Annotated in this window: 20 protein-coding genes and 1 pseudogene; 15 read left to right on the top strand and 6 right to left on the bottom strand. The window is 57.2% G+C overall.

Annotated features, from left to right (window positions below; genetic code table 11):
• Nucleotides 1-97: 97 nt before the first annotated feature.
• From IEN85_RS15340 to IEN85_RS15320, 5 genes are all read left to right on the top strand, one after another.
• Nucleotides 98-1,729, top strand: coding sequence for a TROVE domain-containing protein (locus IEN85_RS15340; protein WP_191617979.1), 1,632 nt, complete (start codon nt 98-100; stop codon nt 1,727-1,729).
• A 704-nt stretch (nt 1,730-2,433) separates the two neighbouring features.
• A complete protein-coding gene (gene rtcA, locus IEN85_RS15335) occupies nt 2,434-3,459 on the top strand; it encodes an RNA 3'-terminal phosphate cyclase (protein ID WP_191617978.1) in 1,026 nt (341 codons plus the stop codon).
• A 100-nt stretch (nt 3,460-3,559) separates the two neighbouring features.
• Complete coding sequence (locus IEN85_RS15330; protein ID WP_191617977.1) at nt 3,560-3,823, top strand: DUF504 domain-containing protein; 264 nt, start codon at nt 3,560-3,562, stop codon at nt 3,821-3,823.
• 68 nt (nt 3,824-3,891) lie between these two features.
• The gene (locus tag IEN85_RS15325; protein ID WP_224772665.1) at nt 3,892-5,220 is read left to right on the top strand and encodes an RtcB family protein; all 1,329 of its coding nucleotides are present in this window, start codon (nt 3,892-3,894) and stop codon (nt 5,218-5,220) included.
• A 90-nt stretch (nt 5,221-5,310) separates the two neighbouring features.
• Nucleotides 5,311-6,300 carry a hypothetical protein gene (locus tag IEN85_RS15320; RefSeq protein WP_191617975.1) on the top strand — a complete coding sequence of 330 codons (990 nt, stop codon included), beginning with the start codon at nt 5,311-5,313 and terminating at the stop codon, nt 6,298-6,300.
• Here the strand turns inward: IEN85_RS15320 and IEN85_RS15315 are convergent.
• A complete protein-coding gene (locus IEN85_RS15315) occupies nt 6,212-7,615 on the bottom strand; it encodes a right-handed parallel beta-helix repeat-containing protein (protein ID WP_191617974.1) in 1,404 nt (467 codons plus the stop codon). The two genes, IEN85_RS15320 and IEN85_RS15315, sit on opposite strands and share 89 nt — an antisense overlap.
• A gap of 290 nt (nt 7,616-7,905) precedes the next feature.
• Here IEN85_RS15315 and IEN85_RS15310 point away from each other — a divergent pair, with 290 nt between their 5' ends.
• The 6 genes and pseudogenes from IEN85_RS15310 to IEN85_RS15285 form a co-directional block, all read left to right on the top strand.
• Nucleotides 7,906-9,753 (top strand): rhamnogalacturonan lyase family protein, encoded by a 1,848-nt coding sequence (locus IEN85_RS15310; protein ID WP_191617973.1) that lies wholly within the window; start codon nt 7,906-7,908, stop codon nt 9,751-9,753.
• A gap of 148 nt (nt 9,754-9,901) precedes the next feature.
• Complete coding sequence (locus tag IEN85_RS15305; protein WP_191617972.1) at nt 9,902-13,180, top strand: ATP-binding protein; 3,279 nt, start codon at nt 9,902-9,904, stop codon at nt 13,178-13,180.
• Nucleotides 13,181-13,338: 158 nt separating this feature from the next.
• A complete protein-coding gene (locus IEN85_RS15300; RefSeq protein ID WP_191617971.1) occupies nt 13,339-13,560 on the top strand; it encodes a tautomerase family protein in 222 nt (73 codons plus the stop codon).
• Nucleotides 13,561-13,740: 180 nt separating this feature from the next.
• A complete protein-coding gene (locus IEN85_RS15295; RefSeq protein WP_191617970.1) occupies nt 13,741-14,136 on the top strand; it encodes a cupin domain-containing protein in 396 nt (131 codons plus the stop codon).
• Between the two features lie 73 nt (nt 14,137-14,209).
• Nucleotides 14,210-15,592 (top strand): FAD-binding oxidoreductase, encoded by a 1,383-nt coding sequence (locus tag IEN85_RS15290; protein WP_191617969.1) that lies wholly within the window; start codon nt 14,210-14,212, stop codon nt 15,590-15,592.
• 265 nt (nt 15,593-15,857) lie between these two features.
• Nucleotides 15,858-16,064: pseudogene (locus tag IEN85_RS15285) on the top strand (tautomerase family protein); the annotation flags it as partial.
• Nucleotides 16,065-16,163: 99 nt separating this feature from the next.
• Here IEN85_RS15285 and IEN85_RS15280 read toward each other — a convergent pair.
• Complete coding sequence (locus IEN85_RS15280) at nt 16,164-16,985, bottom strand: phytanoyl-CoA dioxygenase family protein (RefSeq protein ID WP_191617968.1); 822 nt, start codon at nt 16,983-16,985, stop codon at nt 16,164-16,166.
• Between the two features lie 211 nt (nt 16,986-17,196).
• Here IEN85_RS15280 and IEN85_RS15275 point away from each other — a divergent pair, with 211 nt between their 5' ends.
• Nucleotides 17,197-18,090, top strand: a complete 894-nt coding sequence (locus IEN85_RS15275; protein ID WP_191617967.1) for an AraC family transcriptional regulator — start codon at nt 17,197-17,199, stop codon at nt 18,088-18,090.
• 35 nt (nt 18,091-18,125) lie between these two features.
• Nucleotides 18,126-18,482: an ArsR/SmtB family transcription factor gene (locus IEN85_RS15270; protein ID WP_191617966.1), complete on the top strand. Its 357-nt coding sequence runs from the start codon at nt 18,126-18,128 to the stop codon at nt 18,480-18,482.
• 42 nt (nt 18,483-18,524) lie between these two features.
• On the opposite strand, the gene IEN85_RS15265 is transcribed toward IEN85_RS15270, so the two are convergent.
• The 4 genes from IEN85_RS15265 to IEN85_RS15250 all read right to left on the bottom strand — a co-directional run bounded on the left by IEN85_RS15265 (nt 18,525) and on the right by IEN85_RS15250 (nt 22,085).
• Nucleotides 18,525-18,956, bottom strand: coding sequence for an RrF2 family transcriptional regulator (locus tag IEN85_RS15265; RefSeq protein WP_191617965.1), 432 nt, complete (start codon nt 18,954-18,956; stop codon nt 18,525-18,527).
• A 265-nt stretch (nt 18,957-19,221) separates the two neighbouring features.
• Nucleotides 19,222-20,493: a sulfate reduction electron transfer complex DsrMKJOP subunit DsrP gene (dsrP, locus tag IEN85_RS15260; RefSeq protein WP_191617964.1), complete on the bottom strand. Its 1,272-nt coding sequence runs from the start codon at nt 20,491-20,493 to the stop codon at nt 19,222-19,224.
• Nucleotides 20,486-21,406 carry a 4Fe-4S dicluster domain-containing protein gene (locus IEN85_RS15255; protein WP_191617963.1) on the bottom strand — a complete coding sequence of 307 codons (921 nt, stop codon included), beginning with the start codon at nt 21,404-21,406 and terminating at the stop codon, nt 20,486-20,488. Before IEN85_RS15255 ends, dsrP begins: the two co-directional genes overlap by 8 nt.
• A gap of 10 nt (nt 21,407-21,416) precedes the next feature.
• Nucleotides 21,417-22,085: a hypothetical protein gene (locus IEN85_RS15250; RefSeq protein WP_191617962.1), complete on the bottom strand. Its 669-nt coding sequence runs from the start codon at nt 22,083-22,085 to the stop codon at nt 21,417-21,419.
• Nucleotides 22,086-22,142: 57 nt separating this feature from the next.
• On the opposite strand from IEN85_RS15250, the gene IEN85_RS15245 reads away from it, so the two are divergent.
• Nucleotides 22,143-22,445 carry a hypothetical protein gene (locus tag IEN85_RS15245; protein WP_191617961.1) on the top strand — a complete coding sequence of 101 codons (303 nt, stop codon included), beginning with the start codon at nt 22,143-22,145 and terminating at the stop codon, nt 22,443-22,445.
• 37 nt (nt 22,446-22,482) lie between these two features.
• Nucleotides 22,483-24,918, top strand: a complete 2,436-nt coding sequence (locus IEN85_RS15240; RefSeq protein ID WP_191617960.1) for a molybdopterin-dependent oxidoreductase — start codon at nt 22,483-22,485, stop codon at nt 24,916-24,918.
• Nucleotides 24,919-24,920 lie beyond the last annotated feature (2 nt).

Here is a 24,920-nt window from a genome sequence, read left to right as displayed (position 1 = left end):
TGGTCGGTAGCCCAAGGGCTGGCACGTGTCGTGTTATTAGAGGGGCAAGTTCAGCAAAACGCTGAAATGCAATTCAACTCAAAGGAGAACGATACGAATGGCTAACAAGACACTTTTCACATCAAAGCGTGGTTCACGAGTCCCTGCCGCCAACGCTCGCAACGAGCAAGGTGCCGTGGCCTACCAGCGCTCTGCCACGCAAGCCCTCGCTCAGTATGTGGCTACGGGATGTTTGAACGGAACCTTCTACGCTTCGGCGGATGAGCAACTGGATCGAGTGGTCGAGCTTTGCAAGGCGGTTGATGCCGGTTTCATCGCCCGTCTTGCGGTCTACGCTCGTCGCTCTGCTTACATGAAGGACATGCCGGCTCTGCTTTGCGCGGTGTTGAGCACCCGAGATGCGGAACTGTTCGACCGGGTGGCTTTTGAGGTTCTCGACAATGCCAAGATGGTTCGCGTGTTCGTGCAGATCATGCGTTCCGGAGCGGTGGGTCGAAAGTCTTTAGGTACACGTCCGAAGCGATTCGTGCAGGAGTGGTTGTACAAGCTCTCCGACGAGCAGCTGTTCCGTTCGTCGGTCGGTCAAAATCCATCGATCTCGGATGTTATCAAGATGGTTCACCCGCGCCCTCGAGATGCGAATCGTGCCGCTCTCTACGCGTACTTGATTGGCAAGGACTACGACGCTGAAGCGCTTCCGTCATTGGTGGCTGAATACGAAGCTTTCAAGGACCGCGCTTTGAACGGACCGAACCCGCCTGCTTTGAAGAAGGCGCTTCGAATGCTGCGAAAGAGCAAGGGTTTCGACTTCGATGCCAATGTTCCCGACGTTCCCTTCCAGATGTTGACGGCTTTGCCGCTCGGCCTCCGTGAGTGGGCAAGCATCGCGAAGAACGCTTCTTGGCAGATGACGCGTATGAATTTGAATACGTTTCAGCGTCACGGATTGTTCGAGCATCCTGACCTCGTAAACAGGGTGGCGAATCGTTTGCGAAATCCGGAACGCATCAAGAAGGCCCGCGTGTTCCCGTACCAGCTGTTGGCTGCGTACATGAACGCGGAGGCAAGCTTGCCTCAAGCGATCAAGAACGCATTGCAAGATGCCTTGGAGATCGCTGTCGAGAACGTTCCGTCCATCGAAGGTAAGGTTGTGCTTTGCCCGGACTCGTCCGGTTCGATGCAGTCCCCAGTTACTGGACACCGCCGCGGATCTACGACTGCCGTGAAGTGCGTGGATGTGGCCGCGTTGGTGGCTGCCGCCTTCTTGCGAAAGAATCAAGATGCCCAGGTACTTCCGTTCATGGAGAAGGTGCGAAATGTCGAACTGAATCCCCGCGATAGCGTGATGACCAACGCGAAGACGCTCTCCAGCTTAGGCTGGGGTGGAACCAACTGTTCCGCGCCTTTGAAGTGGTTGAACGATCGTCGCGAAGCTCCGGACTTGGTAGTCTTTATTTCTGACAACGAGTCTTGGGTGAATTCCGGTCCATCTCGCCAAGGAACCGCTATGATGCAGGAGTGGGAAGTATTGAAGCGCCGCAACGCGAAAGCGAAGCTGGTATGCATCGATATCCAGCCTTACTCCACGGCTCAGGCGACCTCGCGTCGTGACATATTGAATGTCGGTGGATTTTCAGATTCGGTTTTTTCCGCAATCGCAGATTTCGCCCGCCACCCGATCGACGGAGACTATTGGGTTTCCAAGATCGAAGATGTGCAGATTCCATAAACTATTGATCACTGGGCGGCGTGGTTCGTCGCCCAGTATAACTGAAATACTAACACTGTTCTTTATATTACTTTTGCGCGAATGCCGGAAGGACTACATTGCTTCATGTGCAGCAGGTCGCGGGTTCGAGTCCCGTCGCGCCGCCCAATTCATCGGCGCGTAGCTCAGTGGTAGAGCAGCTTACGTTCGTCTTTCCAATTCCTTGTCGCGCTTGTTCTTTTTAAACCTTTCACGCGAATGCTGATGGGACTACATCAGAATCTACAGGTTGCAGGTTCGAGTCCTGCCGTCACCTACATTGGCTGGCGTAGCTCAACTCGGTAGAGCAGTAGCAAATGTCTCATCGAAACTTAGTCGCGTGTCTGAATTTCTTCTAAATGCGAATGCTGTCATGACTACATCGGGTTCTGTGACCGAAAGGTCGTCCGGGTATCGAATCCCGGCTGGTTAACGTCTTGCCAGTGGTGGAAGTAGACACGCAGGAGTATCGTCATGATAAAACCTTGTCGCATTTTTCAATTCTGGTCGAATGCCGTTAGGGACTACATTTACAACTGTCCTGTCTCTAGCATGAACTTGTCGACCCCTTAACGCTGCAGCGAATGCTGACGGAACTACAATGGTAGAAGCCGAAAGGTAGTGCAGGTTCGAATCCTGCAGTTTCGTCAAAGATTTGTCGCTGCATCCAAATTTCAATTACTGCAATGAAAACAATCAACATAGATGGCTCTCTGGGCGAGGGCGGTGGTCAAGCGCTTCGCAGCTCTTTGAGCTTGTCGATGATCACGGGTAAGCCGTTCCGAATTGAGAAGATTCGTGCCAAGCGTGCGAAGCCGGGCTTGATGCGGCAGCACTTGACCTGCGTTCGTGCAGCCACGGAGATCTGTGGAGCCAGGGTGGAAGGGGCGGAAATGAAGTCTCAGAATTTGAGCTTTGTCCCGGGTAAGGTTAAGGCGGGCGAATACAGCTTTGCCGTGGGTACGGCGGGCAGCACTTCGCTTGTATTCCAAACCCTTTTCCTGCCGCTCTTGCTCGCCCAAGGCGAATCCATCGTTCAGTTCGAGGGCGGCACCCACAATAGCAAGGCGCCTAGCTTTGACTACCTCTCAAAGGTCTTCCTGCCCGTCGTGCGTCGCATGGGGGCGGAGGTCGAACTCGAGTTGGTGCGGGCGGGATTTTATCCGGCTGGCCAAGGGCAGTTCGTAGCGGAGATTGGCTCGGCCAAATTGCTTGAATCGATCGAGCTGCTGCAGCGTGGAGCGCTGAAGTCCCGTCGGGCAGTTGCCGGTTTGTGCAATCTCGAGGAGCGTATCGGTAAGCGGGAGCTTTCCGAGCTTTCCAAGGTGCTTGATCTGAGCCTCAAGGAGATGGAGGTCCATCAGTACGAAGGGTCAGCAGGCGTGGGCAACGTGCTTTCCATGGCTTACGAATTCGAGGAGTTGACCGAGATCGTCACTGGCTTTGGCGAGAAGGGAGTGACCTCTGAGTTTGTAGCGAAACAGGTTGCGAAAGAAGCGGTTCGCTATGCCAAGGAAGAAGCCCCGGTGGGCGACTACCTTGCGGATCAATTGTTGCTTCCCTTCGCCCTTGCTGGAGGCGGAAGCTTTCGGACCCTGGCCTTGAGCCAGCATTTTTTGACAAACAAAGATATTATAGAGAAATTTTTAGATATTGAGATCCAGACCACGCGGGAGAGCCGACTCTCTTGGCTGGTGGAGATCCTTAGCTGATTACCAAAGGGCAATGCCCGTGTGGGAAGCGACCTTGCGTCGCGATCTGTACAATCGATATCGCGGCACAAGGCCGCTTCCCACAACGAAAGATGTAACCATGCAACCAATACATGAACTGCTGAGCCGAATTCGCTGGGACGAAGTGTTCGGAAAAGGCGATTTCGAAATAGCCTATGTCGAACGTGGTCAGACCGCACTCGAGAGGGTGGGTCTGGAGAACGTGGAATTCGAAAAAGGAAACTCCTTTTCCTTTACCGCTCTTTGTGGGGACAAACTATATCATGACATCCCCTTCCATCGCGTACGAGAAGTGTACAAGAACAATGAGCTGATCTGGAAGAGACCAGACCCTCAGGAGTAAGACACCAAATGAAAAACAAAGATTTATTAAATATAGGAATCCCCGCGGGAGAACCCGCTCGGGAAGCAATGAATATCGTTAAGCAGCTGGCCACCGGGGGGAAGCGATCCTCGGATATGCGTTTGATTCTCTCCGCCGTGGTGGAAAAGCCGGACCGTTATTTAGAGGATGCGATCCTCGGCGGCCTTGCTGAGAAGCTAGCCGGAAAGCGCTACATCGCCCGTGAAACGCCCGCTCCTTACCGTCAGTGGGGCTCGGACCTGGAGGACATGTCTATTCAGCAAATGTTGAATGGTTGTAGCCTGCCGGTAGCGGAGCGCGGCGCCTTGATGCCGGATGCACATCCGGGCTACGGATTGCCGATCGGTGGGGTTTTGGCGACGAACAATGCGGTGATTCCGTACGCTGTCGGTGTAGACATAGCTTGCCGTATGAAGTTGAGCGTATTCGATATTCCGGTGAAGCGTTTGCTGCGCGACGAAGGAAACGGTCGCTTCACGGGAGCTCTGAATACGGAGACCAAGTTTGGAGTGGGCGGTTTCTTCAAGGAGAAGCGTCTGCATGATGTGATGGATCGTGACTGGTCGGTTTCGCCGATCACGCAGCAATGCAAGGACAAGGCTTGGAAGCAGCTGGGAACCAGCGGAAGCGGAAACCACTTCGTGGAGTTCGGAGAGATCGAGATTTCGGATACGTCGCTGGGCGTGGAACCGGGAACCTATGTGGCTCTGATGAGCCATAGCGGGAGCCGGGGAACGGGTGCTAACGTAGCCGCTCACTACTCGAAGTTGGCTAAGGACACGCATCCGGAATTGCCGAAGGAGCTGCAGCATTTGGCGTGGTTGGGTCTCGATTCCAAGGCGGGCCAGGAGTACTGGCAAGCCATGGAATTGATGGGGCACTACGCAGCTGCGAACCATGCTTGTATCCATAAACATGTGGCAGCGAACTTGGGTCTCGAGCCAATCCTCGACGTGGAGAACCACCATAACTTCGCGTGGAAGGAGCAGCACGACGGCAAGGAAGTCATCGTGCACCGCAAGGGCGCGACTCCAGCAGGCGAAGGCGTGCTGGGAGTGATCCCAGGTTCAATGGCGAGTCCCGCTTATGTAGTGCGAGGCAAGGGCAACCCAGAGTCGTTGAACTCCGCCTCCCACGGTGCGGGCCGGGTGATGAGCCGTAAGCAAGCCGCATCGAAGTTGAACTGGAAGGACGCCAACAAGCTCCTGCAGGAACGCGGAGTCCGCCTGTTGTCGGCCGGGATCGACGAGGTTCCGTACGTCTACAAGGACATCGACGAAGTCATGGCGGCTCAGGCCGACCTGGTGGATCCGCTGGCGCGCTTCTTTCCGCGTCTGGTGAAGATGGCCCCGGCCGGAGAGCGTCCGGAGGATTGAGTGTTTTAGGGCAGCAGTCTGACGTTTGGAATTTGAGCGGGTTGCGATGCTTTGGAGTTGTTCTAGGGTATCGCAACCCTTGTTACCCTTATGCAAATATCCAAGCTCGTTGTACCCTCGCTGCTCGCTAGTAATCTGCTTTTCGCTTTCCTGCTGATACAGAAGGACGGGGAAAAGGCTTCGCCCGAATCGGCTCCGGAATCGGACCTCGAACGGCTCTCGGAAATCGAACAAGATTTCCCTGTAACCGACTTGGAGGAGTCGCTAGGCGGCTTCGTGGAGAGCTCGTCCGAGTACGAGATCCTAAAAGAGGAGAATCTCGCTCTGCAAAAGGAGGTGGCCGAGCTGAAAAACGAATTGTCGGTCTACAATGCGCGAAGGCAGCGGCCAAGGGCGTCCCAAGCCGGCTCGGGCTTGACCCATCCGGGGGACCCGATGCTTGCGATGCTCCACGACGAATCGACTGTGGACTTAGCTTTGGATTGGATACGCGCCGACCAGTCGCGTCGCTTTGCCTCGTTGATCGCATTGTCAGAGGTGGGGCCGTTAGAGAAGGAGAGGCTCGTCGAGTTGCTTACTGCTCGCTACGCGAACCGAGCCGACCTGAATCAACTTGGACTGGAAGCTTTGCCAGAGGAGGAGAGGCGAGATATCGAGGCGAGCTACCAGCAGGAGCTTCGTTCCCTTGTTGGCGATTCTATGGCCGAGCTCTTTCTTAAAGCGGAAACCAAACCTCTATCTTTCGCCCGTATACAAGAAATCGATACGCTGATGAGATTCGGCAACCAACCGCTTACCCAAGAGCAATACTTGCCTATCTGGAACCTGCTTTCGAATACGATTCAGGTGGGGGTGCGTATGAACGATGCGGCTTCGGTGATTGAGGTGACTGAGCGTTCGATCAACAACAACATTGAAATGCTGGACGAAGCCGAAGCCTTGCTAGAGCCTGCTCAATTTGCCATATTCGAGGAACGTATCCTAGCGGACATTACACAAACGCGGGTGCGGCAACACATGATGCTTCAATCGTTCGAGCAGCGAGCGCGACTCGAGGCGGAAGCGGCGCCGGTAGAATAGCTCGTTCTGGGGGAACGGAAATTAAGGTAGCTTGCTCCGTCTCGAAGGCGCCGAGGTCGGGGGCCTTGCCCTTGAACGGCAGGCGGACGTCGATTCCGGCATCGATGAGCCGGCTTCCCGGCTTCGGGCGCATGAAGTCGATTTGCGGCAGGCTCCCGTCGGGTTGACGTGGTCCGTCGACTCCCTTTGGAACCACGCTCAGGAAATCCTCGGAGGTGACGTTGCCCGTTTCGATTAGGTTCCAGGAATTGAATTGGTCATCTGGCAGAAAGCGTTCGATTCCGGACACGGGGGGCGCTTCGCCGAGCGCTACGTTGTTGCGTAGCACGTGGGTCACGGGCTTGGGCTGCCGCTGGGCGACCTTCAGGTTGAACTGCTGGGGGTTGTTGAAGGCGGTGTTGTTGTAGAAACGCACGAGGCCTGGGTGGTAGTTCGTGTTGAAGCCCACCACTCGGTTGTCGAAGGCGAGGCTGTGGCTTACGGAGTGGACGGCGACGTGTCCCGGAAATCGCTCTGGATTGAGCAGCCATCCTCCCATTTTGAATCCGCCGCCGTTGCCTGCCTCTTCCTGAGTGTCCGGCACGAAACCGTTGCTCCAAGCCCAGCAGTGCTCGATCTTGTGGGCTCCCAGAGCATGGATCAGGTCGTAGCCGTCGTCGCTGTTGGCCCAGGCCCGGCAGCCGCGGAAGACGTTGCCTTCCATGCTGGCATGGCCGCCGAAACCGTCTGCGTTTTCGCCGCCGCGATCAGGATCGTAGTTGTGGTGGGAATCGCAGTTCAGTACCAGATTGTGTCCCCCTTCGGAAATGAAGAGCCGGGGCCCCTCGTTGTGGTGCAGGTTGAGCAGTTCGAAAATGTTATGGCTGCCCCCTTCGACGCGGATCGCCCAGGACTCGTTGGTGTTGGTGAGGATTTGCTGCACGCCCCGAATCTCGATCCCGCGCAGGTGTAGCCAGTCTCCGGTGACGCTGATGCCGCGAATTCGGGCAGGGGTGAGCAATTGGTAGAAGTCGAGGATGGGGATCTCGTCTTGGTAGGCCCAATAGTTGATGCGTTTTCCCTCCTCGCCGCTCTTGTCGAGAAGGATGCCGGTGGCGATTTCGGTCCCCTTGAAAAAATATTCGCCGCCTCGTATCCAAATGGTATCGCCCGGGGCCGCGGCGACTTGGGCTCTCGTTATCGATGCGAAGGGCTGCTCGATGGTTCCAGGGTTCGAGTCGCGACCGTCGGGATGAACGTAGAATTCGTCGGCGGAAGAAAGGCTTGTGGCGAGCACCGCCAAGAGTGAGCAAAAAGAGAAAAGATAGGGTTTCATGGGGGTAGTCTTTGGGGTGGGGGTTAGGTCTTGATGAAGCCGGGGTAGCTTAACCTTCAGAATGATCTCAATGAGGTGAGGGGACAACTGCTTCTGGCTTTTAGTTAGCCTGCCAGTCAGATTTTGGGCATCGTTTTGTTCGTTTAGATGCCAAGCCTGAAGCCGGGAATCCCCCTGCAGAAAGGGCAACCGCAGCCCTTCAGGTCGATCGAGGGAAGGCTTTCCCAGCCGTCTCGGTGCGATACGTTTTCAAGTGACCCTTTTCCAAGCTGGGTGTAGAGTCTCCAGGTATGAAGGTACCCCATTTCATTACCCCAACCATTCCGTGCAGACTTAAACTGAATCGCTTCATGCCGGTTCTGAAGATACCGCGGGTCGGGATTGCGCTGTTGGTCGGAGCGACCACGGTAGCGACCGGCAGCGCTGCTGAGAAGCTGGATCGCGGCATGATTGCGATGCCTACGGATGAGAACGCAGCTTACATCGGATGGCGTTTGTTCGAAAGCGACCCGGCTGGCTTGGTTTTCAACCTCTATCGTTCCACCAATGGAGAGGAGGCGGTGAAGTTGAACCGAGCGCCGATTCGCGATGGCTCTAACTTTTTGGATACATCGGTTCGCTTGGACGAAGATAACGCTTATTGGATCAAGTCCGTTACGCTCCGGCGCGGGCGTCCCTCTATCGAGGGCGAAGAATTGGCTCGAGTGGAATTGGCTGCCCACAGGCCAGCGACCTCCTATTATTCGTTCCCGCTGCAGGGGGACTATGGTTTTCAGCGAGTGGGCATCGCCGATCTTAATGGCGACGGAAAATATGACTACGTCATCAAGCAGCCTGAGCGAGGCTTAGACCCCGGATCGGCCCGCAAGAGCCCGGGGACCTACAAAGTGGAAGCCTATCTTCATGATGGCACTTTCCTTTGGCGGAAAGACTTGGGCTGGAACATGAACATGGGAATCTGGTGGACGCCTATGATCGTGTATGACTTTGATGGAGACGGAAAGGCGGAGGTCGCTCTGAAGACCGCGCCCTTCGCTGCGAGCTACGAAGCGTCCTATGCGGAGAAAGGCGGTCCTGCCGATGGGTTCGTGATCTCAGGTCCAGAGTATTGCTCGATCCTGGATGGGATGACCGGTGAGGAGATCACGAAAACGGATTGGGTGGAGCGGGGCGATCCTGAAGCATGGGGCGACAACCGAGGCAATCGGGTTAACCGAAACCAGATCGGCATCGCTTCCTTGGATGGAGAGCGAACGAGCTTGCTGGTCTGCCGCGGCACCTACACGCGTATGGTGGTGGATGCCTACGACTTGATTGACGGAGCGCTGGTCAAGCGGTGGCGTTGGGATGGTGACGAGTCGACTCCGCCGGTTCGCGGTCAAGGTTCCCATGGATTGCACGCAGCTGATTTAGACGCCGATGGACGAGAGGAGGTCATTCTCGGTTCGGTTGCTTTGGATGATGACGGCACTGTTATGTGGAATACGAATATGGGGCACAATGACATGGGGTACTTGACTGATGTGATTCCCAGCCGCCCGGGCTTGGAGATCATCCTTGGATACGAATCCGCTCAGGAACGGAACGGTATTTGTTTATTGGATGCGCGGACAGGCGAAATGATTTGGGGGCATCCCTACAAGACGGCTCACATCCATGACCAGGGAATGTTCGGCGACTTCGTACCCAGCAATCCAGGGATCGAGTTCTATTCGGGGGAGCAGAACGGCACGGGATATTGGCTTTACGATGCGGCGACAGGTTATCTCTTGTCCGAAGAGAATTTGGGCGGACTCAGTCCTCGGGCGCTTTTTTGGACGGGCAAAAGAAGCAAGGCCTACATCCCGGAAATTCCTTGGGGCAAGCGGACGGGAATGCAAGTGAATCGAATTCTTGAATACGATGGTGGCCAAGTGGGAACCATTGAAGGGAACATCGTTGCCATTGCAGATCTGTTAGGGGACTGGCGAGAGGAAGTTGTCGTCAGTTACCCGGGTGAATTAAGAATCTACACGACGACGATTCCCACCGAAAGCCGACGTCCTTTCCTCATGGACGACCCGCTCTATCGCAACGACGTCGCCCAGCAAGCCATGGGCTACCTCTATCCTCCGCAGACCAGCTATCACTTTCGTTGAGTAACGGCGTCCTCGTATAGTGGCTGTTGGGTAAGTCTTCAAAGGTGTTTGATCGGTGCTCAGGCAATTACTCCTGTGCCTGCTGCATTTTGGGGCTAGCAATTTATAGGTAGCTTTTGATAGTCTGAGGCTTCCTCTTGTCCTCACCTTGCCAGTTCAACTTAAAGTCCAACTGTTGGGAGAGTTCTCGCTTTCTCTCGACGGGACCGCTCATACGGCGATCGATACGATTCGCCTGCGTGGCCTGCTAGCCTTTTTGCTGCTGAAACGGGGGGAGGCCTTGCAGCGTTCGCGGCTGGCTTACTCCTTTTGGCCGGATTCGACGGAGAAGCAGGCCTTGACCAATTTCCGCCACTTGCTGCATGAGCTGCGCAAGAAACTGCCGGAGGCGGACGACTGCCTGCAAACCAACAGCAAGACGATCGAGTGGCGGTTAGATGCTCCGGTAGAGCTGGACGTGGAGCGTTTCGAGTCGGCGTGCCAAGAGGCCTCAGTGGCTTGCAAGCGGGGTGATCGGACTGCTGCAGTGGTTCAGTTCGAAAAGGCTGTGGCGGCGTACGGAGGCGCTTTCTTGCCGGGGCATTATGACGAGTGGGTGGAGGTGAAGCGGGAGGAGCTGAAGCGACGTTTCGCGGAGTTGCTGGAAGAGGCGACAGCTTGCCTGGAGGCGAAACGAGACTATGCGGGGGCGATCGTATACGGGGAAAAGCTGCGTAGCTTGGAGCCGACCCGCGAAAAGGCGTATGCGAGCTTGATGCGTTTGTATGCGCTCAATGGAGACAGAGCTAAAGCGCTGCAGGTGTATCGAGATTGTGAGGACGTTTTGCGTAAGGAGCTCGACGTTTCAACCAGCGAGCGAACCAAGGAATTGCATCGCAAGCTGCTGGCAGAGGAGCCGCTGGAGTCTGCTGCGAAGCCAACGACCTTGGGTGCGGCGAGCGAACCGGAGTTGCCTTTGCAGGGCAGGCAAGCGGAGTGGGCTTTGCTCAAGGAGGCTTGGGCGAGCGCTTTGGCGGGTCAGGCCCAATTGATCGTTTTGATTGGCGAGGCGGGAATCGGGAAGTCGCGTTTGGCGGAGGAGCTTTACGTGTCGTTGGCGCGGCAAGGGGTGGCGACGTGTCGCACGCGTTCTTATGCGGCGGAAGGTCGTTTGGCCTATGCTCCGGTTTGTCAGTGGCTGCGGTCGCCGGTGTTGTATCCAGTTTTATCAGATATGGATCCGGTATGGTTGGCGGAAATTGCGAGAGTGATGCCGGAGCTGAAGGCTCAGTTTCCGGAGTTGCCGAAATCGTCCATGGAACAGGGGAATTGGCAGCGGCATTTGCTGTTCGAAGCTTTGTCTCGGGCCATCCTGGCGAAGGACGAACCGGTGATGCTCTTGTTAGACGACATGCAGTGGACCGATCAGGAGTCGCTGGAGTGGTTGCGTTATTTGCTGCGTTTTGCCCCGAAGGGAAAGCTCTTGATTACGGGTACCATTCGCGAGGAGGAGCTGTCGCAGGACCATCCGTTGCGCCCCATGATGCGGGAATTGAGTCGCGACGGGCAGTTGAGTGAAATTCATCTGGGACCGATTTCGGAGGAAGAAGCCGCCTTGATCGCGGCAGGCGTGGCGGGCCGTGGCTTGAGTTTGCGGGAGGCTTCGCGGCTGTATGAAACGACGGAGGGAAATCCACTATTTGTAGTGGAGAGCGTGCGAGCGGGTTTACGGAATCGGGATGAGAGTTCGCTGGACTCGTTTGAGGGCTTGGAAATTTCGACGGCCTTGCCGCGCAAGGTGCATGCGGTTTTCACGACGCGTTTGGCTCAGCTCTCGCCGGCGGCATTGGAGCTGTCACGCATCGCGGCGGTGTTTGGGCGAGCCTTTACTATCGAGATGTTGGTGGACGTCAGTGGAAAGTCGGAGGAGGAAGCGATCGGTTTGTTGGACGAACTTTGGGATAAGCGGATCCTTTGCGAGCAGGAGGCGGGCTTGTATGACTTTACCCATGACAAGCTGCGCGAGGTGACCTACGAGCAGATCAGTACTCCGAAGCGTCGACTCTTGCACAAGAAGTCGTCGGATGTGCTGGAAGCGTTTTTTGCTGGCGACTTGGGGCAGGTAATGGCCCAGTTGGCTTCGCACTACGAGGAGTCGGGACAGGTGACCAAAGCGACGGACGCTTACCTGAAGGCGGGCTTGGCGGCCAAGGAATTGAATGCGACGCGGGAAGCGATCCGCCTCTTTGAGAAGGCGAACAGCTTGTTGGGACGCCTCGCTTCGACGCCGGAAAATAGGGAAAAGGAACTGGAACTGTGTACCGCGTTGGGTGTTTGCATGGTGGCGGAATTTGGATACCAGACGCCACGTATGAAGCAGATCTACGAGCGTTCGCAGGAGCTGTGCTCGCTCCTCAATCGTCCGACTTCTGCACCAGTGGTGAGAGGCTTGGCCCTCTTTAATCTGGTGTTTGGCAACTTGCATGTGACGGTTGCTCAGGCGGAAACCTTGAGGTCCTACTACGAGGAAACGAAAGACGAAGTACTGTATGTAGAATCTGAGTACGTGCTGGGGGTGGCGACTTTTTGGCTCGGGCGATTCGAGGAGAGCCGGCTTCACTTAGAGAATTCGTTGCAGCGGTACAACCCGGCGTTGAGCCATCTGCACGTCGCCAACTATGCCCAGGATCCGAAGGCGATTTGCCTGTGCCGCATGGGATGGACTTTGGTGATGTTGGGAAAGCTCGATCAGGGCGCGGATTTCGTGCGGCGTTCGATCGAGCTGGGCAAGGCGGTGGATCATCCGCATACGGAGGGCTACACGCTGAGCTTCAGCGGGCAGGTGTGCATGGATCTCGGCGATCACGCGTTGATGCGAAGTTGCGTGGAGAAGTTCCGGGGGATTTCGGCGGAGCATCAGCTTCTCTTCTGGGAGACCCGTTGCGAGATGGTGACTGGCTATCTGCAAGTGATAGAGGAAGGGGATCGCTCAGGATTTCAGCGAATGCGGGAGAACTTCGAGCTGTGCTTGGAGCGTAAGCATACGATTAGCCTTTCGTCTCACCTCGTCTACTTCGCGCGGGCGCATGCTCAATTGGGTGAGTTCAAAGAAGGACTCCAAGTTTTGGATACATTAGGGGATGCTTTGAACCAGAGCGAAGAAACCTTTTACGACGCGGAGCTGCTGCGAATCAGAGGAGAGTTGCTGCACGGGTTGGGACGCGCCGAAGCAGAGGTGGACGAATTGTATCTCAAGGCTTTATCGGTGGCCCAGGAGCAAGGGAGCTTGCTCATGGAGTTGCGGGCGCGATTGAGCTTGGCCAAGCTTTGGCGCGGTTCGGAGCGGGAATCGGAAAGCCGCAAGGACTTGGAGGCCGTTTTCGGGCGATTCAGCGAAGGCTTTGATCGTCCGGACTTACGGGCGGTGAGCGCTTTTTTGGCGGAATAAACGTTTCCTGAACGCGATTTTTTGAAGATTTCCGCATTTTTTCGCTAAGAAACGCTGGGAGGAACGCCGGGCAAACGCTGCTTTGGCTAGAGTGGTTGGGTCAAAAGAGGCGACGGTCGCCTCGGGACAATTCAACTAATTAATTGGAGATAATCATCATGCCACTCGTAAACGTACAAGTCATCGAAAACGTATTCACGGCAGAACAGAAGAAGGAGATCATCCAAAAGATCACCGACACCATGACCTCGATCGAGGGGGAGGCCCTGCGCGAAGTCACTTGGGTAAAGATCGACGAAGTGAAGGAAGGGAATTGGGGTATCGGCGGTCACTGCGTCACCGCGGCCGACGTGCATGCCATGCAGATGGCTTCGGCTTAGCGTTGTCGCTCTGCTTTTCGGAGGGATGCGTTTTCTGCGCGTTCGGAGAGCGCATCCCACCTTTTTCTTTTTTTTTCCGAGAAAAACGCTTCGCGGAACGCTTTAGAAACGCTTTGGGCGCTAGAGTGTTTCCGGAAACGACAAATTGCTCACTCGAAACCTCAAAACCAATAAATCATCATGAGAATCAACAAAGCTGACGTACCTGTTAAAATCGATGTTCCCGGTGCGACTGCCCGGCAAGCCCTCGAATTTGGCGATGCTACCGGCTATAGCAAGATGGCAGGCGAGTACTTCTCCATGGGAGCGGGCACCGACATCTCTGGACTCCTCAAAGGACTTGAAAACGACCTTTGTCAATCGCCTCACTGGGGCTACATGATCGAGGGTCACATGATCATCACCTACACCGATGGAAGCGAAGAGGAGGCCAAGACCGGCGATCTCTTTTACTGGCCTCCAGGCCACACGGTGCGGGCGGAATCCGACTCGGAGATTATCCTCTTCTCTCCGCAACACGAGCACTGTGCGGTGGTGAACCACATTCATGCGCAGGTGGCAGGAGCTGCCTCCTAGCTTATCCTGTTCGCGGCCGTCGGAGGGCGACGGCCGCGTAACCTCTTTGTGCATCAACTTTATACCAACCATCATGACCACGCTTGCCCAACCCAACTTAGACTCTCTCAAAGCCTCCGTTCGCGGAGATATCGTTCTCCCGGATGCTTCGAACTACGACGAAGTCCGCGCCATATGGAACGCCATGATCGATCGGCGTCCTTCTCTTATCGTACGTTGCACCGGTGTGGCGGACGTGAAGGCTTGCTTGGCCGTTGCCAGGGAAGTGGACTTGCAGGTCTCGGTGCGTGGGGCGGGGCATAATATTGCGGGCAACGCGATTGCGGACGACCGACTTCTGATCGATCTGTCGGCTCTACGTTCTGTATCCGTAAACCCTTACAGCAAAACGGTTACCGCTGGCCCAGGCGCAACTCTTGGAGACATCGACCACGAGACCAAGGAATTCGGTTTGGCGGTGCCCATGGGGATCAATTCGACCACCGGGATCAGCGGGCTGGCCCTTGGTGGAGGGATTGGCTGGTTGACACGTGAACATGGCATGACCTCCGATAACCTGCTCTCCGTGCAAATCGTCACGGCGACCGGCGAGGTGCTGGAAGCGAGCCAAACGGAAAACGCCGATCTCTTCTGGGCGTTGCGAGGCGGTGGTGGAAACTTCGGCATCGTAACACGTTGGACCTTCCAAGCTCATCCGGTCAGCACGGTGACCGCTGGTTTGGTGGTCTTCCCGGCGGAGGAGCGGAAGAGCGTCCTGCAAAATTATCGCGAGTACTGCGTGACGTTGCCAACCAGCTCTGCCGTTTGGGTGGTACTGCGTCAAGCTCCCCCGCTGCCCTTCCTCCCGGAAGATGTACACGGCAAGGACGTGCTGGTACTGGCATTCTGCCACAATGGAGATGCAGCGGAAGGTCAGAAGATTGTGGATACACTGGTTTCGTTTGGTAATCCAGTGGGCGTGCATGCAGGCGAAATGCCTTTTGCCGGCTGGCAGCAAGCTTTCGATCCGCTGCTGACGCCAGGCGCGCGCAACTATTGGAAATCTCACAACTTCACGGAGCTCTCCGATGGATTTTTGGATGCGACCATCGAGTATGCGTCCGCATTGCCCAGCCCCGAGTGTGAAATCTTTTTTGGATACATCGAAGGGTGCTGCAACTCGGTCGCTCCTGAGGAGACCGCCTACAGCCATCGGCATACCAAGTGGGTGGTGAACATGCACGGGCGTTGGCAGGACGCGGGAGACGACGAGTTTTGTATCCAGTGGGCCCGCGACCTCTTTGCGGCGACGAAGCCGTTTGCGGCCCCAGGCGTTTATATCAACTTCCTCACAGGCGAGGAAACGGACCGCATCAAGGATGGCTTCGGGCCCAACTATGGACGCCTCGTTGAAGTGAAGTCCAAGTACGATCCGGACAACGTCTTCAACCTGAATCAAAATATAACGCCAGTCTAGGGCGGTAAGAGGTCAAGCGCAGGCGCCGACCGCTATTGAAAGTCGCTTTGCAACTGGATCACCAAGGTGGAACGGCTGTTTCGTGGCCGCTGGGAGGGGGATCCTCTTGCCGGTGTTTTGGAAACGCACTTCGCGAACCGCGTGGAATGGGTGCCTCCAGAGTCTACGTCATTGGGGGCGATCTCCATGTCGTGTGTACTGCGCTTGCTCGCTGCTCAGATCGAAACTATAAACCAAAAGGTTAAAAGATGTACCACTCGTAAACCTACAAGTCATCGAAAACGTATTCACCCCTGAGCAGAAGAAGGAGATCATCCGGAAGATCACGGACACCATGACCTCGATCGAGGGGGAAGCCCTGCGGGAAGTGACCTGGGTGAAGATCGACGAGGTGAAGGAAGGGAATTGGGGAATCGGCGGCCATTGCCTGACTGCGGCGGACGTGCATCGCATGCAGATGGCGGAGGCTTAGGAGCGATTGGCTTGGCCTGGTCGCTCGTCTTCAGGGAAAGGCGCTCGTCGGGAGACGGACGCCTTTTTCGCGTGACGAGCCCGCTCCCACGAAAGGGGGTCAATGATCCTCTTGGTAGATGACAGGATTGAGGGGGCTGTCGATGGTTTGCCCGATTTGGGCGCCGGGCATCCAGTTGTCCCAGTCGTTTTGCTGGTTTGGGTTGAGGGGCTTCTGCAGTTTCATGTCTTTATCCATGTAGATGATGGTCATGATCTTGCGCATTTTCTTAGATGTGTTGGGACCGGCACGGTGGAAGGTGAAGCCGTAGTGGAAGCTGACCTCGCCGAGGTCGTAGGGGCTGGAGTCGACGGGGAAGTCGGAGACTTTCAGGTGTTGGTCGATCCTCTTCTCGCTTTCCTCGCTGATGGCGAAATCGCGGCCGAACTTGATCTTTTGGCTGCCGATGGAGAATTCGAGGGGGCCGCATTCCATGGGCACGGGGACGAGGGGAATCCAGGCGGTGACGGTGTTTTCGTTGGACAGGGGCCAGTAGAACTGGTCGACGTGCCAAGGGGTGTAGCCGCCGCTGGGTTCCTTGTAGAGGGCTTGGTCGTGGTACATTCGCACGCCGTTGGTTCCCATGAGCTCGGTGGCGATGCGGCCGAGGCGTTTGCTCATGACGAATTCCTTCACGGCTTCGTTTTGGGTCCAAATATTGGAGATTTGCAGGAAGGCTTTGCTGTAGATATCTCGTTGCTCCATGGCGCGGTGCTCTTGGCGGAGCTTTTCGACCATGTGGGAGATTTCGGTTTCGTAGTGAGCCAGAACTTCGGGCGAAAGCACGTGCTTGAGCTTGATGTAGCCGTCGCGGCGGAAGCGGGCGATTTGCTCGTCGGTGAGGGCATAGTGGGAGTCGAGGTCGAGGGTTTGGGTAGGCATTGTTCTTTTCGGTAATAGCGTTTGATTGGGGCCCTCCGTCTCACAGGGAACGCCAAGGGGGCGGCCGCTTCCGTCGAAGGGAATTCGGTGCCTACTCTAATGGATTGCATAAGCTGAGTCCTGCCCGCTTCGTGCAAAATCCGGTACTATGTTAGCAAGAAACAGGATAATAGGTTTGAGATAGGGGAAAGGAGTATGCTTTGAGAACAGGGTGAAGCTGCGATTCGAAAAGGTGAGGACGCCGGAGGATGGTTCGTTTCGCTTCAATGTGTACGAGGGGAGAGGCTTCGATTGCCCGTTTCACTACCACCCGGAATTGGAGCTTACCTACATCGAAAGCAGTTCGGGGCGGCGATTTGTGGGGGACCACATCGGCCGCTACGAAGCGGGAGACTTGGTTTTGCTAGGCCGTGGCTTGCCGCACATGTACTTCAGCGATCCGTTGCCGGAGGGAGAGGGCGGTAGTTGGGCGCGGTCCTGGGTCTTGCAGTTCAGGGAGGATTTCCTGGGCGACGCTTTTGGGGCGGCGCCGGAAATGGTAGGGGTGCGCGCTTTGTGGAAGGAGGCGGAGCGCGGCTTGCGTTTCGATGGCGAAACGAGGGATGCCGTGGTGGCGGAGATGGGCAGGCTTGTCGTTGCGACGGGCGTTCAGCGATTGGAGACCTTGTTGCGGATCTGGCGGATTTTGGCTGAGTGTTCGAAGGCGGAGCCTTTGAGCAGCCGCGGCTATGTGGGGCCCAGCGGCAACGGGGCGGAGCGGAGGATCGACAGGGCGTACTCCATCGTTAACGAGCGCTTTGCAGAGGGGTTGACTCAGGCGGAAGTGGCGCGGGCCCTTGGAATGGGAGTATCTTCTTTCAGCCGGTTCTTTCGCCAACACACGGGCCGGACCTTTACTGAGTTTTTGACGGAGATCCGAGTCGGACAAGCGTGTCAGCAATTGCAGCGCAGCGACGAGCAAGTACTTCAGGTCTGTTTCGCTTGCGGGTTTTCGAACCTGTCGAACTTCAATCGCCGCTTCAGGGAACGGACAGGCATGAGTCCTCGGGAGTATCGATCCAAGTTTGTCCATTTGGAAGGGGGCAAGGACCGCTCGCGGCGTTGACAATTCGCAGGGAATTCTGTGTTAAATTTAACCGTATGGTTAATAGAAGCTCGCTAGATGAAACCTTTCATGCCTTAGCAGATCCGACTCGCCGGGCGATTTTGGAGGAGATCGCCAAGGGCGATCCAACGGTGGGAGAGTTGGGGCGTCCGTTTGCGATGTCGGCGCCGGCGATTTCCAAGCATCTGAAAGTGTTGGAACGGGCGGGCTTGGTGACGCGGGTGAGGGAGGGGAAGGTCAATCGCTTCCGCTTAAACTCTGAGTGTTTGGAAGCGGCCTGCGAGCTTATGCGAGACTTGTCGGAGCTTTGGCGGGACCGGGACGAGGCGGTGGAGGCCGAGAACGAAGTGGCACCGGTCGTGGTCGAGGACGACGAGATGTGGAAGTACTAGGTGGCGTTGCAGCCTCTGTTCCAATCCAAAAAGCGGGGCGCCTTAAAACACGGGCTGGCGGGGGAGGTGCTTGGAAAAGGCGTCGAGCTTGCTTTCGTTGAGGAAGTCGACGAGCTGCTTGTCCAGCTCCAGCAGCTTGTGGTGGAGGGGGCAAGGAACGCTTGCGTCGCAGGCGCCTGTGCCGAATGGGCATGAGAGGGTGTCGCCTACTTTTTCGAAGGTGGAGACGATTTCGTAGAGGCTGATTTCAGCGGGGTTTTTGGCGAGCCAGTAGCCTCCTTTGGGGCCGGGCGCGCCTTGCACAAGTCCGGCTTGCGAGAGGTTTACCAGCAGCTTGGCGACGATGGGTTGCGGGAGGTTCCGGTTTCGGGCGATGTCCCTTGAGCTCAAGCGTGTGGTGCCGCCATCGTAGACCTCGGCGAGGTGGCTGATGGCCATGATGGCGTTTTGGGCAGTTTTGCCGTACTTGAGCATGGTCTTTGCGGAAAGGTTGCTGATTGGACTGTTTTTGCGACGGGGAAGGCGCGGCTCGCTGGCGGACTAGTCAGTCCCGGGCGCCGTGTTCGCCCACGCTGAGATTGAAAAGTCTTTGCACGTTAATCAAGATAAAGAGGTATTTATTTAAACAATAAGGAAAGGGGGTGGCGTTTTGATGGTTGGGGAGGCGGGGCGGGACCATTTGGGCTTTCCTTTCTATCGCTCCGCAGCTTGCTCCTCTCGTTCGCTGGCCCGGCGGCGTTCACGCGTGGTCCTCGATGTCTTTCTTGAGGGAGACTTCCCCAGAGAAGATCGGCATGGCCACGCGGATGGCGAGGGTGTAGATCATCAGTCCGGCGGCCCAGATGCCGGCGGAGATGCGCCACTCGATACCGTTGGGCGTGTACTCCACGATTTCGTGCAGGGTGGAGGGAATGAAGCCGGGAATGATGAGGCCCATGCCTTTTTCGATCCAGATGCCGGCGAAGGCGAAGCAGCAGGCGGTGACCAGCATGACGGGGTGTTTGTGGACCTTGGGGCAGAGCAGCAGGAGGGCGGCGAGGAGGGTGAGCACGATGGAGCTCCAGATCCAGGGCACGAGTGCGTCGAAGCCGTGCAGGCCGAAATAGAGGTAGCGGGCGGCGGCGGTGTGGGAGCCGCCGGTGTAGAATTCGGTGAACACCTCGGAGGCCAGCATCAGCAGGTTTATGAGGATGGTCACCCGCATGATGTTTACGAGGATGCGGATGGCCCCGTCGCCTACCTTGTAGCTGCTGAGGTAGCGGATGGCTTCGAGGGCGAGGATGATGAAGGCGGGGCCGGAGACGAAGGCAGAGGTGAGGAAGCGTGGGGCGAGCAGGGCGGTGTTCCAGAAGGGGCGCCCGCCGAGGCCTTGGTAGAGGAAGGCGGTAACGGTGTGGATGGAGATGGCCCAGCCGATGGAGAGGAAGACCACGGGCACGTAGATTTTGGGGTTGGGACGGCGGCCGCGGTAGCGTTGGTAGAGCAAGTAGCCGCAGATGTGCAGGTTGATGAGCAGGTAGCCGTTGAGCACGATGACGTCCCAGGTGAGCATGGAGACGGGGAAGTGGAATTTTCCGATGCCCGGCAGCATGTGCCAGACGCGGTCAGGGCGGCCGAGGTCGACCACCACGAAGCCGATGCACATGACGATGGCGGCGATGGCGAGCAGCTCGCCGATGATGACGACGTCGTGCATGTCGTCGTCGTGGTAAAGATAGGCGGGGATGACCATCATGACCCCGCCCGCGGCGAGGCCGACCATGAAGGTGAAGTTGGCGATGTAGAGCCCCCAGGAGACGTGGTCGGACATGTTGGTGACGCCCATGCCGTTGGTGACTTGGATGGCCCAGGCGTTGAGCCCGACGAGGGCGACGGCGGAGAGACCGATCATCCAGGCGTAGAAAAGCCAATTGCCCTCGGTGGCCAGAACCATCATGCGCCAGATGAAGCGCGGGTAGCTGTTCAGATGGCTGAGGTGGGGTGGGGGAAGAGTGGCGGCGGGCTTATTCATCGAAGAAGTAGTAGAAGCTGGGTTTGGTGCCGAGCTCTTCCTTGAGCACGAAGACGCGCTTGTTTTCCAGGACCCAGCGGATCTCGGACTCGGGGTCGAGCAGGTTGCCGAAGACGCGGGCGCCGGTGGGGCAGGCTTGAAGGCAGGCGGGGAGCTCCCCGTTGCGGGTCTTGTGCATGCAGAAGGTACATTTCTCCATGACGCCTTGCGGACGGACTCGGTTCGAGAGGTAGCCTTGCACGGGAGTGATTTCTTCCTGGGGGATTTCTGGCTTGGTCCAGTTGAAGCGGCGGGCGTGGTAGGGGCAGGCGGCTTCGCAGTAGCGGCAGCCGATGCACCAGTTGTAGTCTACGGCGACGATGCCGTCCTTTTCCTTCCAGGTGGCCTCGACGGGGCAGACGTCTACGCAAGGCGGGTTGTCGCACTGCTGGCACTGGACCGGCATGTAGAAGGAGTCGGACTTGGGGACGGGGCCTTTGTAGTCGACCTTGCCGTGCTCGATGTCGAGGGAGCCTTTCTTCATTTCCAGCACCCGAATGTAGGAATTGCCGGACTTGCGGTCATGGTTGTTTTCGACGTGGCAGGCTTGGGCGCACTTGCGGCAGCCCACGCAAATGGAGAGGTTGAGGGCGTAGCCGAACTTGACGCCCGGCTGAGGCTTGGGGTCGGTGATGGTGACCTCGGCTCCGTAGTCTTTTTTGGTGTCCTCCTCCAGCCGCTTGAGGACCTTCTGCATCTGTGCGGGAGTGAGCTCTTGGTAGTGCTTTTGCAGGAACTCGTCGATGGATTGGTTGGCGGCCCAGCTGGTGAGCGGGGCGATAGCCTTGGCGAAGGCGGCGGCCCCAAGGGTGGCGCCGATGCCTTTGACGGCGGTGCGGCGGCTGATGCCGGAAGTCTTTTTCACGTCTGTCATGGCGGATCGGTTAATGGGCGTGTTGGTCGGGGTCCGGGTAGGAGTCGCCGTACTTTTGTTTGCGCAACTGCACGTCTTTGGGCGGGAAGACAGGGATGAGCTGCGGGTAGGCGGGGGAGTGGGGATCGTGGCAGACGTTGCAGGCGTTGCGGGTGCGAGGGCCGCGCTTGAGGTCCCAGTAGCCGTTCATGCCGCCATGGGAACCGTTGGTGTAGTCGCGGAACTGAGGTCCGTGGCATTGGGCGCAGAGCTGCATGGTATTTTCGAAGGCAACGGGGGTTCCGTCGGCGAGGCGCAGGGTGTCGTAGTTGTCGGCGTTGTGGCAGCTGAGGCAGGAGAGCGTGCCGTGCTGCTTCTGCAAGCCTTGGTGAAATTCGTCGAGCTGGACGGAATCGCGCTGGGCGAGTTGGGGCGTGCGGGTGCTGTGGCAGGTGGTGCAGGCGACTTCGGTGGGGGCGCGTCCGCTCTGGGAGAGATCGGCGAGCACGGTCGGGGTCGTGGGGGCGCCTTGGATGGTGACCGGATGGGCCTCGCCGGTGTCGAGCGCGATCTGGACCTGGCGGTGACTGACGGCTTCCTCGAAGGAGGCGAAGGATCTCTGGTAGATCCACCAGGACGCCAGGCAGAGCACGACGGCGAAGCCGAGTATTGCCGCAATCAGGAGGGGACGGGGTTTCATCTTGGCCGAGATTGGAAAGCCTTGTGTTTATATTCAAGATAAAAAGGTATTTAAATATTGAACTCAGCGAAAAGCGCCCTCAAGTTGTGTTTCAAGATGAGCAAGCAGCGCCCATGGAACACTCGCCTGACGAGTTTGATAGTGACCCTCTCGAAGGAACCGGAGGTGTCGGCCCATGCGCATGCCAGAATTCTAGAGCATCCCTCGATTTCGGCCGCGCCGCTGGAGGGAAACTACCTGCCGATCGTGATCGAGGACGTGGACGCACGCGGATTGCATCGCTGGCTGGAAGCCCTGCCGGGCGTCTCGAACGTCGACGTGGTTTTCTGCGCGACGGACGCGGACGCCGACGCCGACTGAAACCCAATTTTCCCCAACCCTCGAAAAAAGTACCCTCATGACAATCGATCGTCGTCACTTCTTGAAGCAAACCGCTATGGCTGCGGCAGTAGCCGCCGCTCACCAACGTGCCTTCGGAAAGTATGAAAACACGCAGCTGGAGGCTGCCCAAGGAGCGGACGGGGTGAAGTGGGACAAGGCACCCTGCCGGTTTTGCGGGACGGGCTGCCATGTAAGGGTGGGCGTGAAGGACGACAAGGTGGTCGCTATCCAAGGCGAGCAGCTGGCCGAGGTGAACAAGGGCCTGCTTTGCGTGAAGGGCTACCATGTTGGCGGCATTTTGTATGGCAAGGACCGGCTCACCCAGCCGCAGTTGCGTCGTAATGGAAAGTTGGAGACGATATCCTGGGACGAGGCGATCGACGTGATTGCCAAGCGCATTTACGACAAGCCCGAGCAATTCGCCATCTACGGCAGCGGCCAATGGACAATACCCGAAGGATACGCGGCCCAAAAGTTTATCAAGGGTGGTCTGTCCAACAACCACATCGACCCGAACGCCCGCTTGTGCATGGCGTCGGCGGTAACGGGATACTTGTCCACCCACGGGGTCGACGAACCTGCGGGCTGCTACACGGATCTCGACGAGTGCGACGTGCTGATCATGTGGGGAAACAATCCTGCGGAGATGCATCCGGTGCTGTTTTCGCGAGTGATCGACCGCCGCTCCAAGGGGGAAAAGGTCACGCTGATCGATATCGGTACGCGCCGTACGCGGACGAGCGAATACAGCGACGAGTACCTGGAGTTCCGACCGCAGACGGACCTAGCGATCGCCAACGGAATCGCCCATCTACTCATCGAAAACGGAACCTACGACAAGCAGTTCGTGGAGCGTTTCTGTAATTTCAGAAAGGATACGGAGGAGGCGTCGCTTTTTGGCCAAGCCAGCACGTTCGAGGAATATGCGGAGCTCTTGAAGCCTTACACCCCGGAGTACGTTTCGCAGCTATCAGGTGTACCCGTAGATAAAATACGGCTGCTCGGAGAGCTTTTCGGTCGCAAGGATATCCGCATCACCAGCCTTTGGTGCATGGGAGTGAACCAGCATACCCGCGGTACGAACATGAACCGCTTGCTGCATGGCATTCATTTGCTGAGCGGACATTTCGGCAAGCCTGGCGACGCGCCGACCAGCCTGACTGGGCAACCGTCGGCTTGTGGCACGGCTCGCGAGGTCGGCACGCTGGCCCACGCCCTGCCCGGCGGTCGCGTGGTGGCCAACGAAAGCCATCGCCGCGACTGCGAGGAGGTTTGGAACATGCCAGCGGGGCGAATCAATCCCAAGCCCGGCTACCACACGGTGAAGATGTGGGAGCAGTTTTGCACGCCGACCGAAGAGGGCGGGGACATATCCACGGTTTGGGTACAAGTTACGAATCCCGGACATACCTTGCCCCACCTAAAGAAGCACTTTACGAACAAGGCAGGCTTGAAGGACAAGTTCCTCATCGTTTCGGAAGTCTATCCGACGGCTACGACCAAGTTGGCGGACCTCGTTTTGCCTGCGGCTATGTGGGTCGAGAAGAATGGGGTTTACGGAAACAGCGAGCGACGCACCCAGCAGTGGTTCAAGATGGTCAATCCTCCTGGCCAAGCCCGCGACGATTGTTGGATGACGATCGCGGTGGCGCGACGGCTTTTCGAGATGGGTCATCCCGGCATGAAGGACAAGGACGGCAATTTCATCTTTAGCATCCAGGACGAGTCCGGAGCGGAGGTGCCTGTTTGGGAATGGGAGCGCTATTACGAGGTCAACGCCGACAAGCAGCTCTTCGAGGAGTACCGCAAGCTGACGTATTTGAAACACAAGGACGTAGCGCCCTACGACGAACTCGTGAAGGCTCGCGGCTTGCGTTGGCCGGTGGTCAAGAAGGCGGACGGCAAGTGGCATGAAACGCCCTTCCGCTTCATGGAGTTCAGCGACTCTTACGTGGAAAAGGGCAAGCAGCTGCAATTCTACCATTCCGTGACCAAGGACGACAAGGCGCTCATTTGGTTTTGTCCCTACGAGCCGGCCACGGAAGAGCCGGACGAAGCGTATCCGCTTTGGCTTTGTACCGGCCGCGTGCTCGAGCACTGGCACTCTGGCACCATGACCCGTCGCGTACCGCAGCTGCGTAATGCCATGCCGCACGCGTACGTGGAAATGCACCCCGAGGACGCGGCAGCACAGGGATTGGGCAATGGCGATTTGGCGGTGATTGAAACGCGTCGCGGCAAGATAGAGCTGCCGGTCTGGCTTAATGGACGCGGGCGCCCGCCGAAGGGAACGGTTTTCGTTCCCTTCTTCGACGAGAACTTGCTCATCAACGAGATCACGCTCGGCGACATCGACCCTATCTCGAAAGAACCCGACTACAAGAAGTGCGCGGCGGTGGTCTACAAACGTCCCGCAGGATCTCGAGCTGGGAGCCCTTCCCCGATTCGTTAAGC

It is taken from the genome of Pelagicoccus enzymogenes, assembly GCF_014803405.1.
GTDB lineage: Bacteria > Verrucomicrobiota > Verrucomicrobiia > Opitutales > Opitutaceae > Pelagicoccus > Pelagicoccus enzymogenes.
Note: the sequence above shows the minus strand (reverse complement) of the source record. Positions and strands in the feature narration are given on the sequence as shown.